Genomic DNA, 14,305 nt, shown 5'->3' with positions numbered 1-14,305 from the left:
ATTATTCAACATGAATGATCGGGGACGCCGCGTGTCGCGGCAGGCGAACTTCTAGAGTATCCATGACTGCATAAGTGAACAGCAAAACGCATGCATTCGCACGGCTGACCCAAGGCACGGCAACATGACGCAGTGACCTGCCGCGGGGAGACGGGGAAGCCGAGTCCTTTCAATCTACCAAGCGGTAATCAACGCTGCGCCGGCGTGCGCCCGCACATCAACGACCGACAGGAAGCCGACCACGACCGGCCGCCGCGACGCAAAACGGCGATCGGCCCCAGTACCCACCCGTGAGCAGAAAGGAGCGGCTATGGCAACCGCCAATCACCATCCGAACCAGATCGTGAACGCGATCAGAGACATCAACCACAAACTCTTCGGCGGGTATGCGGAGCTGCTCCGCATACCCCACACCGCCCGGTTCGCCGTCGGCTCGGTCATCGCATGCATGCCGTTCCCGATGGTCGGCATGACGATCACGATCTCCGTGCAGCAGTACTACGGCAACTATTCGCTGGCCGGCGCGCTCACGGCCGTGCAGGCGATCGCGCTGGCAATCTTCTCCCCCGTGCTCGGCAAACTGGTCGACAAGTTCGGCCAGCGGCAGGTGTCGATCCCGACGATCATCGTGTGGATGATCGCGTCGACCGCGCTCGTGACGTGCATCACCAACCGCGTGCCCGAGTGGATTCTGTACTGCATCGTGCCGTTCATGGCCGCGATCCCGCCGTGGGGCGCGATGAGCCGTCAACGCTGGACGACGCTGCTTAAGGGCGACCGCGAGCGCACGAACCGCGCGCTGAGCCTGTCGGGCGTGTTCGACGAGTGCATGTGGGTAGTCGGCAACCCGCTCGCCTCGACGCTGGCCGTGATCTCCGGCCTGCTCGCGTTCTCGGTGACCGGCGTGTGTGTGCTCGTCGGCGCGCTGATGTTCCTGACGGAACTGACGACCGAGCCGAAGTCGCAGACCGTGCTCGCGCGCGAGGCCGGCATGACCCGCAAGCAGTACCGCGAGCGCGAGGCGGCGCGCGCGAAGGCCGTGCAGGCGGAGGCGGTCGTGGAGGCCGCCCGCGACCGCGCGGTCGCGCAGGGACTGTCGGACGCCGAGGTGCGTGCGGCGGTCGAGCAGGCGCAGGCCGATGCGCTCGCCGGACACAAGGAGTCGATCTGGGGACCGGGCCTGATCGCGGTGTGCGTGACGTGGTTCGGTCTGGGCGCGTTCCAGTCGGCGGCCGGCATTTCGATCGTCGCGTTCGCCACCGAGTCGAATCTCAAGCAGTACACCGGGTTCGTGTTCGCGTGCTTCTCGATCAGCTCGCTGGTCGGCGCGCTCGTTTACGGCGCGAAGAACTGGACGATCCCACTGTGGAAGCGGTTCTACTTCTGCCTGACCGTGGTCAACCTCGGCATCGGCTGCTTCATGTTCGCACGTCACTTGTGGGTGATCATGATCATCTACCTGCTGATCGGCGTGTGCCAGGCGCCGACGTGGGTGAACGGCAACCAGCTGATGCTGCATCTGGTGCCGCCGACGCGGTTCACCGAAGGCATGGCGTGGATGGGTGCGATGAATTCGATCGGCGGCTCGGTCGGTTCGGCGATCGCCGGCCAGTTCATCGACCGGATGGGATCGCACGGCGGCTTCCTCGTGGTGACCACGTTGGCATTGGCGTCGTTGGCGATCGCGTTCATCGGTTTTAGGCAGATCAAGTCGAGCACCGAGACGCCGACGCTCACCACCGTGAGCGTGTGATCGACGGACATCCCGACCGAGCGCACCACCCACCGTGTCATTTCGACCGAGCGCATATTTTGTCATTTCGACCGAGCGCAGCGAGCGGAGAAATCTTTTACCGGACAACGCCTTCGGAAGATTTCTCCACTCGGCTTCGCCTCGGTCGAAATGACGGGAGTAAACCTCGCCTCGGTCGAAATGACGGGAGTAAACCTCGCCTCGGTCGAAATACGGGAATGTGCTGCGCTCGGTCGAAATGATATATACATCAGTCATCGATCAGCCATCACAAACGTATGCTGACATCACCGTAGATGTCAGCATACGTCAGTCATATTGATCATATTTCGAGTATATCTATCTCAATAGTACGTAGTCGTCAACGTTACGTAATCCGTTCGCAACCGTCGCGCAACCGATTATCCATAACGCAAAACCGCGATATTGCGCCGTTCCATGCCGGTCATACAATGTCAGGTATGGCAGTACATCACTACGGCCACTTGTTATAGAGAATGAGATTGAATATGACTGAAGTAACGAGCAATCCCACGGCCGAAACCAAGACCGAACAGGTCGACGCAGACAAGGCGGGCAAGCCCGCACGCAAGACCACGCGGCGCACCGCCAGCGGCAAGACCGCCGCCGCCAAGACCACCACGCGCAGGACGACGCGCAAATCCACCACCAAGACCGCCGCACAGAAGGCGGCCATCCCGGGCCTCGTGGGCGAGACCCCGGCGCAGTCGATCCCGGTGACCGAGCCGGGCCAGTTCGGCCGCATCAACGTCATGGACATCACCCCCGCCGAGGAGCGCGGCATCTTCCCGGCGCGCGTCGAACTGGGCGAGGCGTTCAAGGTCACCGCGCAGGTGTTCATTGAGGGACGCACCAAGGTCGGCGCAACCGCCGTCGTGCGTGGGCCGCGCGGCAAGGAGATGGCCCGCGTGCCGATGACCTGCACCAACCCTGGCCTCGACCGCTGGGAAGTCGAGCTGACCTGCGGCGAGCGTTCCGATGTCAAGCCGTGGGATCCCGACTTCGCCGCGGTCAAGCGCCAGCTGGGCGAATGGACCGTCACGATCGAAGGCTGGGAGGACACGTACGCCTCGTGGCTGCGTGACGCCCGCATCAAGGTCGAAGTGAACGACGATGTGGAGAACGCGCTCGATTCCGGCGCCGAACTGCTCGCCCGCTGGGCCGTGACCAAGGACGCGCGCCTCGACGCCGAACAGCGCAAGCTGCTCAAGGAGGCTGCCAAGACCGCGGCCGACCGCACGCTTGCGCCCGCCGACCGTCTCGCCGCCGCCGACAACGCTCAGATCGAGGCGCTGCACGAGTCCAACCCGCTGCGCGACGGCATCTCGCCGAGCGCGCCTCAGCGCTTCAAGGTCGAGCGTCCGGCCTCCAGCTTCGCCGCATGGTACCAGTTCTTCCCCCGCTCCGAAGGCGCGTACGTCGACCAGACGACCGGCAAGATCGTGCAGGGCACGCTGAAGACTTCCGTGTCCGGCCTCGAACGCGCGAAGGCCGAAGGCTTCGACATCGTGTACCTGCCACCGATCTTCCCGATCGGCGAAACCAACCGCAAGGGCCGCAACAACTCGCTGATCGCCGGCCCGGACGACCCGGGTTCGCCGTTTGGCATCGGCTCGGAGCTCGGCGGTCACGACACCGTCGACCCGCTGCTCGGCACGATGGACGACTTCAAGGCGCTGTGCGCGAAGGCCCATGAGCTCGGCCTCGAGATCGCGCTCGACTTCGCGCTGCAGTGCTCGCCCGACCACCCGTGGGTCAAGGCGCATCCGAACTGGTTCCGCACCAAGCCTGACGGCACGATCGCGTTCGCCGAGAACCCGCCGAAGAAGTATCAGGACATCTACCCGATCGACTTCAACGCCGACATGGAAGGCATCGAGAAGGAAGTCGAGCGGATCATGGATCTGTGGATCGCCGCGGGCGTGACGATCTTCCGCGTCGACAACCCGCACACCAAGCCGGTCCGCTTCTGGCAGGACGTGATCGCGGCCGTGACCAAGAAGCACCCGGAGGTGCTGTTCCTGGCCGAGGCGTTCACCCGCCCGGGCATGATGCGCGCGCTGAGCTACGTCGGCTTCACGCAGTCGCACTGCTACTTCCCGTGGCGCAACACCAAGGAGGAGCTGTCCGAGTACCTGCTCGAGACGAACGGCGACGACGGCTACTACCAGCACAACACGTTCTGGCCGACCACGCCGGACATCCTCACCGCCTACGTGCGCGACAACGGCATCGCCGGCCACGCGGTGCGCGCGGTGCTCGCCGCGATGGGCTCGCCGAGCTGGGGCATCTACAACGGCTTCGAGCTGATCGAGAACAAGCAGCGTCCGGGCTTCGAGGAGCAGATCGACAACGAGAAGTACGAGGTCAAGGTGCGCGACTGGGCGCAGGCCGACAAGTACGGCATCGCCGAGTTGTTGACCTCGCTCAACCGCATCCGCCGCGAGCACGCCGCCGCGTTCAGCTACCACAACCTGAGCCTGCTGCGCACGCACGACGAGAACATCCTCGCGTTCGCGCGCCACACGCCGGCCGAGCTGACCGGCACCGGCAAGGCGGAGACGCTGATCGTCGTGGTGAACCTCGACGGCCACAACGCGCATCAGGACGAGGTGCACTTCGAGATGACCGACTTCGGCGTCGATCCGGCGCAGGGCGCGCATCTGCGCGACGAGCTGACCGGCCGCGAGTTCGAGTGGCACTGGGACAACTTCGTCTCGCTGGCCCCGTGGGCCGACGTCGCGCACGTCTTCACCGTCGTGCGCTAATTCGGCGGTGAGTCGGCTCCAGGGGATTATTCCCGCCCGCGAAACCTGCGAAACCGGTTAGGTAGCCATCCCCGGAGCATCCGCAACCGGCATGCCTCCCCCGGCAGCAACGGCGTCCGTTTCCCACTAGAATCCAACAGATCTTGGCGGGAAACGGACGCTTTTCACATCTTCAGTGTCCGTTTCCCGCCAGGGAACCGCACGTTCTATCAGAAACCGGACTCTCTTTGCATCCCCAGCGCCCGTTTCCCTCCAAAACACCGTCGCTCATGGCGATCAGCCGGCCGTTTTCGCAATACACGGAACGCGGTATTGTGGTGCATGTCAATACAACTGTCGATTCTCAAGGAGAACAACATGGCAGAAACCTTCAACGTCGTGGTCGAGATTCCGCGCGGTTCCAAGAACAAGTACGAAGTGGACCAGGAGACCGGCCGCGTCTTCCTCGACCGCGAGCTGTTCACCGCTATGGGTTACCCGGATGACTACGGCTACATCGAGGGCACGCTGGGCGAGGACGGCGATCCGCTGGACGCGCTCGTGATGGTGACCAACTCCGTGTTCCCGGGCTGCGTCATCGAGTGCCGCGCCGTCGGTCTGTACCACATGGAGGACGAAGAGGGCGGCGACGACAAGGTGCTGTGCGTGCCGGCCGACGTTCGTTACGACGGCGTCAAGGACGTCAAGGACGTCAACGAGTATCACCTCGCCGAGATCAAGCACTTCTTCGAGCAGTACAAGGCCCTCGAGCCGGGCAAGGAAGTCAAGCCGGGCGACTACTGGACCGGCGCGGACGTGGCCGAAAAGGAAATCGTCGAAGCGCGCGAGCGTCTCGCGAACGCGGCGAAGTGATTTCCGTCAGGACAGTTCAGTGAACTGTCCGCGGCCACGTGCGAGGATGCGACAGCATCCGAGCCAACAATGAGCCAGCCGAAGGCTGTCCGTAATTGCAGGATCGTCGCCGAAAAGGAAATCAAGGAGGCGCGCGAGCGTCTCGCCGCTTCGCAGAAGTGATTTCCCTGTCTTGACGATCCCCGGTCAGCTTTGCTGACAGCCCCCTCAGCCGAGGGGTCAAGATGGCATGAAGGCTTCCTCGTCTATCGGCGAGGGAGCCTTTTTGTATCCGCTTCCGGCGTAGAATCGACGTGGATTATCGATACACATACCGGGGGCAATCCAATGACGCATCCACGTATCATCCCACTCGCACAGACCGAAGCCAGCCATTATCATGTCCGTGCCGCCGGCGGCACCGCCGCGCTCAACCACGGCCCCGAGCGTACGGTCGTCGATCTCGCCGGTCTCGGCTGGCGGTTCGCCTGCGGCCACGGCGACGACGATATCCTCGATCCGACCACCGCGGCTGCGCCCGACTGCGACGATTCGGGCGCAGCCGGATGGGAGCCGGTCATCCTGCCGCACACCTGGAACGCGTGCGACACGAACGACGGCGTGCGCGGCAACATGAACCGCACGGTCGGCTGGTATCGCACGCACCTGCACGTCGTCGCCGACAACGACACGAACGCCCACAGGACAGCAACCGCCGAGCCCGGAACACTCACCGTCTCCCCCGGCAGGCGCACATATCTCGAGTTCGACGGCGTGAACTCGATCACATCGCTGTACGTGAACGGCCGCGCGCTCACCCCGCTTGGTTCCGATCCGCGGGACACGGCCCGCGACACCGGCGACCCGGCGCATCTCGGCGGATACGCGATGTTCCGGTTCGATCTGACCGACGCGCTGCATGCGGGCGATAACGTGATCGCCGTGCGCGTCGATAACCGTCGCGACCTGCGCGTCGCCCCGCTGTTCGCCGACTTCAACTTCTACGGCGGCATATACCGTCCGGCGCGGCTCGTGCAGACCGCCGACGCGCATCTCGCGCTCGACGATCACGGCTCGTCCGGACTGCGCGTCGTCACGCCGAACGCCGGACGCCGCGAGTCGATCGACCGGCCCGATCATCTCGGCCTGACCGAAGTCCACGCGGATATCGTCAACGACGCCGATCAAGAGCGTCATGTGTCCGCCCGCACGACGATCGTCACGTCGGGCAACGCAACGGATACGTCCGTCACGACCGTCGCCAACGATGTCACCGACATTACGCTCGCACCGCGCGAACGCCGTCACGTCAAGGTCACGCTGGAAGTCGCCGATCCTCATCTGTGGCAGCCGATCGACTACTCGCGCGGCGCGACGAACGATGACGTCGCGTATCAGTACAACGTTCGCATGGAACTGATCGACTGCGATTCGTCGGAGCACCGTACGGAACCGCAAACGGCCGCCGACCAAGCCGCCGCGCCGCTCGACTCGGTCACCGACAAAGTCGGCTACCGCTGGTTCCACGTAAGCCACAACCACGGCTTCTTCATCAACGGCAAATCGCACCCGTTGCGCGGCGTCACGCGGCATCAGGACCGCGAGGGGCTCGGCAACGCGCTGCACGACGCGCAGCACCTCGAGGACTTCACACTCATACTCGAGATGGGCGTGAACTACCTGCGTCTCGCGCACTATCCGCACGCGAACTACTTCTACGACCTGTGCGACGCGAACGGCGTGGTCGTGTGGGCGGAGATCCCGTTCATCGACTGGGTCGGCGAGGACGAACGGTTCGCGGACGTCACGAAAGAACAGCTGACAGAACTGATCCGCCAGCAGGGCAACCGCCCGTCGATCTGCTTCTGGGGCCTGCAGAACGAGGTCGGCAACCACAACACCGCGAACCGGTGGATCGCGATGCCGCAACTGTCGCGCGAACTCGACGATCTCGCGCACGCCGAGGACCCGACCCGCTACACCACGCAGGCCGCCGACCAGGACGAAACGGCCAGCTCGCGCGGCAACTGGGCGAGCGACATCATCTCGTGGAACATGTACCCCGGCTGGTATTCGCAGCCCGGCTTCGGCGCGCTCATCGAGCAGAAGCGTTCGATCGAAAGCCGCCCGCTCGGCCTGTCGGAGTACGGCACGGGCGCGAGCATCGACCAGCATGAGCTGCATCCGAACGCACACAAGACCCGCCCGAACAGCTACTGGCAGCCCGAGGAATACCAGTCGCTGCAGCATGAGGAGGCGCTGGCGTACATCAACGCGCACGACTGGCTGTGGTCGACGTCGCTGTGGAACATGTTCGATTTCGGCGTGGATCACCGGCCGAGCGAGGCGGGACGGTTCGAGATCAACAACAAGGGCCTCGTGACGTGGGACCGGCACGTGAAAAAGGACGCGTTCTACCTGCACAAGGCGAACTGGAACCGGCTCGACCCGTTCGTGTACATCGCGTCGCGGCGGTACGTGGCGCGCGAGGAAGGGCCGAGCACGGTGCGCGTGTATTCGAATCTCGACCGCGTGTGGCTACGGGTCGCGCACGACGGTGCGGCGGCGGTGCGCTACGACGCGCGGGCGTGCGGCAACGGCGTGTTCACAGTCGACGGGCTGCTGGACGAGCCAGGCGTGTACACGATCTGGGCGTACGGAGAGCGTGACGGCGACGAAACGAACGTGTACGCCGATCAGGTGATCTGGACGCGGCTGGCGGACGGCGATCGGACGACCGGCGGGCGGATTGTCGGCTCTGCTGATGATGTCGAAAGTGTCGATTCCGACGACGGACGCGCGCGGCTCGCGAATGGCGCGCAGGTTCCGTGGTCACTGTGGGCGCGGCCGGACAGCGGATTCTCGCTGGATCGCGATGGGCACCGGATGATCGCGCATCGTCCGCTGCCCGAGATCACGCCCGAACAGTGGCGGGCGGCGTTCTCGTTCAACGGTTCCGGCACGATCGACTTCTACGCGACGCTGCCCACCGGTCTGACTCCGTCCGATACGGCCGTCGTCACCGCCGCGGACGGCACGCAGACCGTGTTTACGGTGGTGCAGGGGTAACGGCATCCCCTGAAGGCAGCAAGCGCTCGCTGGAAACAATCCAGCGAGCGCTTTCTGCCATGAGTCACACTATGACGCGTCGGCCACGCGAACCGCTATAGGTAGCGTATCTAGTCAGCGGGCGGCCTTGATCTTGCGGGCGAGATCGGCGTCCCACATCGCGCCGGTGGCGCTCATCACCGCGTCGGCGCCGGCCGCGCGGTACGCGGCGTAATCCTCGGGCGAGACCACGCCGCCAAGGCCGATGATCGTGTAGTCCAGCCCGAGCTTCTCACGGATCGTGGCCAGACGCGCCACCATGTCGAGGCCGGCGTGGCGGATCGCGCGGCCGCACACGCCGCTGCGGTCGCGACCCGCGCCCGGCAACGCCTGCCGTCCGGCGGCATCGACCAGTCGCGCGGAAATCGTGTTGATCGCGGAGAACGCCTGCACCGAGCCGCGCGCGGCCGTCTCACGCACCATGAACTCGAGCGCGGAATCATCGACGATCGTGCGATCCGGCCCCCAGCCGCCGGTCACTTCGGTCGGCGGGATGTACGCGAGCTTGATCGCGAGCGCGCGGTCGCCGATCTCGTTCTTCACGGCCTCGGTGATGCGCCCGACCAGCGCCGGATCGTGGCACAGCAGTCGGTTGTGGCCCTCGTTCGGGCAGCTCGTGTTCATGACCATCAGGTCGGCGCCGGTTTCGGTGACGAGCCGCGCGGTGGCGACGTGGTCGGCGATGTAGTCGTCGGTGGTCATGCCTTCCGTGCGCGAGCCCTGGAAGCTCGGGATGAGCAGCTGGCCGGGGCCGGCGGCCTTGATGGCGCGGCGCATATCGGGCTGCCATTCGTCCGGGTCGCGCGAGGGCACGCCGAACGAGTTGGAGATGGAAATCGGCTGCTCATAACGGGTGTCGGCGAGCACGCCCTCGTCGAGTTCGGCACTGCCCGGCGTGAGCGAGCCGTCGGCGGCCTTCGGGTGCACGGCGAGCACGTTCGGGAACGGGTTGCACCCCCACGCGCGCGAGCGCACGGTCTTGTAGGTGGCGAGGTCGAAGCCCATGCGGAACGCGGCCGTGGTGAAGCGCGAGTTGAGCAGCGGGCCGGCCGGGATGCCGAACGGCAGGTTGACCTGATGTCCGAGGAAGTCGACGGTGCCGGCGGCGGCCTGGGCCTCGGCATCGTTGGCCGAATCACCGGCGCCGCCATCGGCCAGCGCCGCGGCGAACGCGCCGAACGGACCTTTCGCATAGTTGTCGTCGTAGCTCAGGTTGACGTCATAGAACGGCTCGAAATCAGTCATGGTTCTCTCCAACGGTCGCAATCGGCAGGGATATCAAAACGGTTAGTTTCCACTGTAAAACACGGCCGCAACGTACACGCGGCGCAGCCGGCCATCGATCGGCATGAGCCTGCATAACCGGCCTCGCAACGCAAGTGGGCCGGCACCAACCGGCACCGGCCCGTATCATGCACCGCATTCCAACGAGGCTACGCCATCGCCACCGCGAACGAGACGAGCGCGAACAGCCCGTTGAGGATCACGAACGTGAGGAACCAGCCTGACGTCCAGCCCCAGTACGTGCCGGGCGCGGACCGGTTCACGCGCCGGTACTCGCGCAGTCCCCATCCGTATTTCACGAGCACATAGATCAGGCCGCCAATGCCGACGACCAGCAGCGCCACGCCGTACACCATGTTGCCCGTGTCGCCGAAGCTCGCCGCGAACTCGGACAGCACGCCGCCGAGGATCGCGTTGTTGAAAATGTGCAGCGCGATCGACCAGATCAGCGAGTATTCCATCGCCACGAACGCGAACACGAGACCGCAGAAGAACGCAAACGTGCCCTGCACCACGTCGTCGTGGAACAGCGCAAACATGAGCGACGACGTGACGATCGCGAAGTTCCGGCCGAGCGGCTGAAGCTCGCGCATGAGCACGCCGCGGAACACCGTCTCCTCCACGATCGGGCCGATCAGGCCGATGTACAGCCACATGCTGATGGTGACGGCCGACTCGTCGATGCTGTCGGACGTGGGCGAGGCGAGGGTGATGCCGAGCGCGGCGAACGCGATCTGGATGAGTTGCAGCACGCCCTGAATGCCAATGATGAGGGCGACGAACGCGGCGAACCATGCGGGACGCATGTGCGCGCGGGGTTCGTTCGGGTTGAGGCCGGCCGGGGCGGTCGGATCGCCAAGCCAGAACGCACGCGTGAGGATCGTGCGGTGGCGCATGAGCAGCATGAACAGGAAGCCGACCGCGACCGAGATCAGGCTCAGCACGCCGACCCACTGCACGCTATTCTGCGCGAGTTCCTGCTCGATCTGCCGGAAGTTCTCGGCAGACGGCGTGTTCGCGAGGCGCGATCCGGCAACGCGTTCGATCGTGGCGATCACGCCCATGATCATGCCGGCGACGATGCTCGCACCGGTGAAGACCGCCTGATAGGCGAGGATCAGGCCGGCCGGGCGACCGACGGCCTTGCGCAGGGTGCGGCGGCGGATCTGCTCGGGCGTGGCCTGCGGGTAGGGCGCGTAGGGGTACGGCTGGTATTGCGGCTGATATTGCGGCTGACCCGGCCGCGGCGGATACTGACCGTTCTGCTGATACGGCTGGTACTGCTGGTACGGCGATGGCTGGGGTGGATACGGGAATGACTGCGGCTGATACTGCGATTGCGGAGCTTGCTGGTACACGCCCGCCTGATACTGCGGATACGCGCCCTGCGGCAGCGGTTGCGGCGGATAATATTGGCCGGGTTGCGGCTGTTGCGGAGTGGATTGGGCCGGTTGTTCCGGAGCCAGAGGCTGCGATGCCGGCTGGGGTTGCGAGATATCGGCCAGTTGCTCAGGCGACGATGCGGCCGAAGACGATGGCGATGCGGGTTGGGTCTGCGAGGTATCGGCCGAATGTTCGGACGTCGCCGTCGTGGAAGATGAGGTCGGTTCCGTCGACGCCTGCGATGGCGTTTCGGATTGCGTGCTTGCCGGCAGGTCGTCCTGCGGTTGAGGTTCGTTGATGCTCATGCGGCTCAGCCTAACCGTGTTTGCTGAACGATTCGTGACTATGCCCACAGATATTGACGAGAAATCGGCCGATTCGCTCAGCCCACGCCGCCGCCGGCCAACACGCGCGTACCGGTCGCGCCGGCGATGCGCCCCATCGCATACAGTGATACGTACGCCAACGAAGGGGACCACCATGAACGACTCGCAGACCGACACGTCTCACGCCGAACCGGCCGGCGCGGCCGGGGCGCCCAATCCGACCGAAGCCGTCGCCGCAACAAGCCCGGCCAGTCCAATCAGCCCGCCCGACACGGAACCCCGCACATCCGCCGCATGGCAGCCGTATCCGGAACGCATCCAACGCATGTGGCTGGCGGGCGAAGCGCTGCAATGCGCCCTCTGGCTTGCCGGATGCGCAGCCGCGGCCGTGATCTGCTGGATGAACGGTTGGTGGCGTTGGCAGCCGGTCATCATCGCCTTGATCGCCGCGGTCAACGTACTCGATTTCGCGTCGCAGCCGTTGCAGACGCGCTATAAATACGCGTTCCACCGGTTCATGATCGGCGACCGGTTCCTGCGCGTCCGCACGGGATGGCTGTTCCGCTCGACCGTCACGGTACCGTACAACCGCGTGCAGCACGTGGATACGAAGCAGGGACCGTTGCTGCGCAAGTTCGATCTGACGACGATCGTGATCCACACGGCCGCGACCGCACACGAGATCGCCTCGCTGGATTCGGCCGAGGCCGAACACGTGACGACGCTGATCACCGAACGAGTCGCCGTCGCGAAGGAGGACCTGTGATGGGCGAGACGAACACCGCACAGCTGCAACCGCCGGACGGCACGGTGACGGCTCAGGACGACGCGCTGCCGGCCACCCAGCGGAACGACCAGCGCGATCAGTACCGACATGATTCCGGCAGCCGCGATACGCACGACCCCGATGATCGGCATCGCGGCGACGACTGGCGCATGCTGCATCCGGCCGCGCTGATCGTCGGCGTGATCCGATCGCTCAAATCGACGATCGGCATCCTTCTTGCCATCGTCGGCTACCGCATCATCCGTGACGGATGGTCGCAGTGGATCCTCGTCGGCGCCGCCGCGCTCATCCTGACGCTCGCGGTCGTGCCGCCGGCCATGCAATGGCTGACCACGCGCTACCGTCTGGGTGCGGATTCGCTGGAGTTTCGCACGGGACTGTTCTCGCGCAAACACCGCACGATCGGATACGGTGCGATTCATGCGATCAACAGCGCGTCGCCGGTATACTTTCAGCCGTTCGGCGTGGTGCGATTGACGATCACGGCCGCCGGATCGGACGCCGACATCACGCTCGACGCGGTGCCGGTCGCGCTGCAACTCGAACTGGAGAAGCTGCGCGCCGCCAGCTGCGCCGCGCGCGATGCCGATTCCGCGGTCACGCGTCCGACCAGCGCGGATGGCGCGAACCGCGGTACCGACGATCTTCGGCCGTCCTCGCCGAACGTCGTCGACTTGTCGTCTCAGCTAGACGGCGCATCCCAGTCAAGCGCCCCCTCTTTGTCATCCCAGCCGAACACCGCCAATCTGTCATCTCGACCGAGCGCAGCGAGCGGAGAGATCTCTCCCCCGCAACCCTGCATCACACAGTCAACCAGCCCAGCCGCCGCCCCCGCACCGGTATCACCACCCGCAACCCCGCAGTCAACCGCCGACCACCCGGTTTTCCGCGCTTCCATCCGCGACATCCTCCTGTTCGCCATCACCGATCTCGGCTTCCTCGCCGCCGCGCTGGCGGTCTACGCGGCCTTCGATCGGGTCAGCGATCTCATCCCGCGCGCGTGGATGCGCACGGCCACGCAGTCTGTCGATGCGGTCGTCGCGCAGGGCGTCCTCTCGATCATCCTGCTGATACTGGCGTGCGTGATCGTGCTCATGATCGTCAGCATCGCGTCCGCCTTGCTGCGGTTCTACGGGTTCGAGGTGTGGCGTCGCGGCGACGATCTGGTCGTCGTGCGCGGCCTGTTCACGCGCCGCACCGTCACGCTGCCGGTCAGTCGCATCCAAACGATCGCCGTCCGGCAGTCGCTGCTGCGCCGGCCGTTCGGGCTGTGTTCGGTCACACTCGGCCTGAGTTCCGCGGCGGCCGGCAGCAGTGACGACGCGAAGGAGAACAACGATTCGTCGAACATACTGCCGGTCGTGAGCACGCGCCGGGTGACCGCGATCCTGCGCGCGATGCTGCCGGAGTGGGACGTGCGCGACGCCGCTGATCGTCCGATCCGGCATACGGGCCGCGGATTGACCAGATATTACGTGACGCTGCCGATCGTGTCCGGTCTGGCTGCGATCGCCGCGACGATCGCGATAATGTTGGCGATGGATTGGGTTGGGCGATGGTGGGCCTGGCTGGCGGTGATTGCGGTGGCGTTGATGTTTGCGCGGTGGGCCGCCAGTCGATGGCTGCGCTCACAGGTCGACGGCTATGCGCTGTTGGATGCGCCGAACGCAATGGGCACGATGGGCACCGCGGACGCGCCGGCCCCGTCGGAAGACGGACGCGGCACCTCGCCCGACGATACAAGCGCAGCAGATATGGGCGGCGGCCATCATGTCCCGGCATCCGCCGCTCTCTGTTCCCACCGCATCGCGGTGACCGGCGCGACCGGACTGACACGACTCACGCTGGTCACCCGTCGATCGCGCGTACAGTCGATCATCCGAAAATCGGCGTTGTGGCGCGAATCGCGCGGCGTTGAAACGCTACTGATGCCGCTGTTCGTCACCACCGGGTCCGACGAACTGCGGTTTCAGTTCATCCGACAAGCCGACGCTGACCGCATCGCCGCATGGACCGAAGGCGATCCGCAAAGATAACCGCACAT

The 14,305-nt window shown here is 65.1% G+C and carries 8 protein-coding genes; 6 read left to right on the top strand and 2 right to left on the bottom strand.

The window, feature by feature from the left end:
• Positions 1 to 310 precede the first annotated feature (310 nt).
• The 4 genes from KIH76_RS04405 to KIH76_RS04390 all read left to right on the top strand — a co-directional run bounded on the left by KIH76_RS04405 (position 311) and on the right by KIH76_RS04390 (position 8,442).
• Positions 311 to 1,753: an MFS transporter gene (locus tag KIH76_RS04405; protein WP_219069501.1), complete on the top strand. Its 1,443-nt coding sequence runs from the start codon at positions 311 to 313 to the stop codon at positions 1,751 to 1,753.
• A 509-nt stretch (positions 1,754 to 2,262) separates the two neighbouring features.
• Entirely contained in the window at positions 2,263 to 4,542 is a 2,280-nt protein-coding gene (locus tag KIH76_RS04400; protein WP_219069499.1) for an alpha-1,4-glucan--maltose-1-phosphate maltosyltransferase, read from the top strand.
• Positions 4,543 to 4,899: 357 nt separating this feature from the next.
• Positions 4,900 to 5,394 (top strand): inorganic diphosphatase, encoded by a 495-nt coding sequence (locus tag KIH76_RS04395; protein ID WP_219069497.1) that lies wholly within the window; start codon positions 4,900 to 4,902, stop codon positions 5,392 to 5,394.
• Positions 5,395 to 5,721: 327 nt separating this feature from the next.
• Positions 5,722 to 8,442 (top strand): glycoside hydrolase family 2 protein, encoded by a 2,721-nt coding sequence (locus tag KIH76_RS04390; RefSeq protein ID WP_219069495.1) that lies wholly within the window; start codon positions 5,722 to 5,724, stop codon positions 8,440 to 8,442.
• A 114-nt stretch (positions 8,443 to 8,556) separates the two neighbouring features.
• Here KIH76_RS04390 and KIH76_RS04385 read toward each other — a convergent pair whose 3' ends face one another.
• The gene (locus KIH76_RS04385) at positions 8,557 to 9,726 is read right to left on the bottom strand and encodes a beta/alpha barrel domain-containing protein (protein ID WP_219069493.1); all 1,170 of its coding nucleotides are present in this window, start codon (positions 9,724 to 9,726) and stop codon (positions 8,557 to 8,559) included.
• A 188-nt stretch (positions 9,727 to 9,914) separates the two neighbouring features.
• Entirely contained in the window at positions 9,915 to 11,453 is a 1,539-nt protein-coding gene (locus KIH76_RS04380; RefSeq protein WP_214372679.1) for a CPBP family intramembrane glutamic endopeptidase, read from the bottom strand.
• 175 nt (positions 11,454 to 11,628) lie between these two features.
• Here KIH76_RS04380 and KIH76_RS04375 point away from each other — a divergent pair, with 175 nt between their 5' ends.
• The gene (locus tag KIH76_RS04375; protein ID WP_214372681.1) at positions 11,629 to 12,240 is read left to right on the top strand and encodes a PH domain-containing protein; all 612 of its coding nucleotides are present in this window, start codon (positions 11,629 to 11,631) and stop codon (positions 12,238 to 12,240) included.
• On the top strand, positions 12,240 to 14,297 hold the full coding sequence (locus tag KIH76_RS04370) for a PH domain-containing protein (protein WP_219069491.1): 2,058 nt from the start codon (positions 12,240 to 12,242) through the stop codon (positions 14,295 to 14,297). The genes KIH76_RS04375 and KIH76_RS04370 overlap by 1 nt, the downstream gene beginning before the upstream one ends.
• Positions 14,298 to 14,305 lie beyond the last annotated feature (8 nt).

It is taken from the genome of Bifidobacterium simiiventris (assembly GCF_019331715.1).
GTDB classification, from domain to species: Bacteria; Actinomycetota; Actinomycetes; order Actinomycetales; family Bifidobacteriaceae; genus Bifidobacterium; species Bifidobacterium simiiventris.
This window is presented reverse-complemented; position numbering and strand designations above follow the sequence as displayed.

What these genes read in the sequence shown, in the direction of transcription:
- KIH76_RS04405 (WP_219069501.1), top strand. Translation starts at nt 311, where the DNA reads ATGGCAACCGCCAATCACCATCCGAACCAGATCGTGAACGCGATCAGA.
- KIH76_RS04400 (WP_219069499.1), top strand. Translation starts at nt 2,263, where the DNA reads ATGACTGAAGTAACGAGCAATCCCACGGCCGAAACCAAGACCGAACAG.
- KIH76_RS04395 (WP_219069497.1), top strand. Translation starts at nt 4,900, where the DNA reads ATGGCAGAAACCTTCAACGTCGTGGTCGAGATTCCGCGCGGTTCCAAG.
- KIH76_RS04390 (WP_219069495.1), top strand. Translation starts at nt 5,722, where the DNA reads ATGACGCATCCACGTATCATCCCACTCGCACAGACCGAAGCCAGCCAT.
- KIH76_RS04385 (WP_219069493.1), bottom strand. Translation starts at nt 9,726, where the DNA reads ATGACTGATTTCGAGCCGTTCTATGACGTCAACCTGAGCTACGACGAC.
- KIH76_RS04380 (WP_214372679.1), bottom strand. Translation starts at nt 11,453, where the DNA reads ATGAGCATCAACGAACCTCAACCGCAGGACGACCTGCCGGCAAGCACG.
- KIH76_RS04375 (WP_214372681.1), top strand. Translation starts at nt 11,629, where the DNA reads ATGAACGACTCGCAGACCGACACGTCTCACGCCGAACCGGCCGGCGCG.
- KIH76_RS04370 (WP_219069491.1), top strand. Translation starts at nt 12,240, where the DNA reads ATGGGCGAGACGAACACCGCACAGCTGCAACCGCCGGACGGCACGGTG.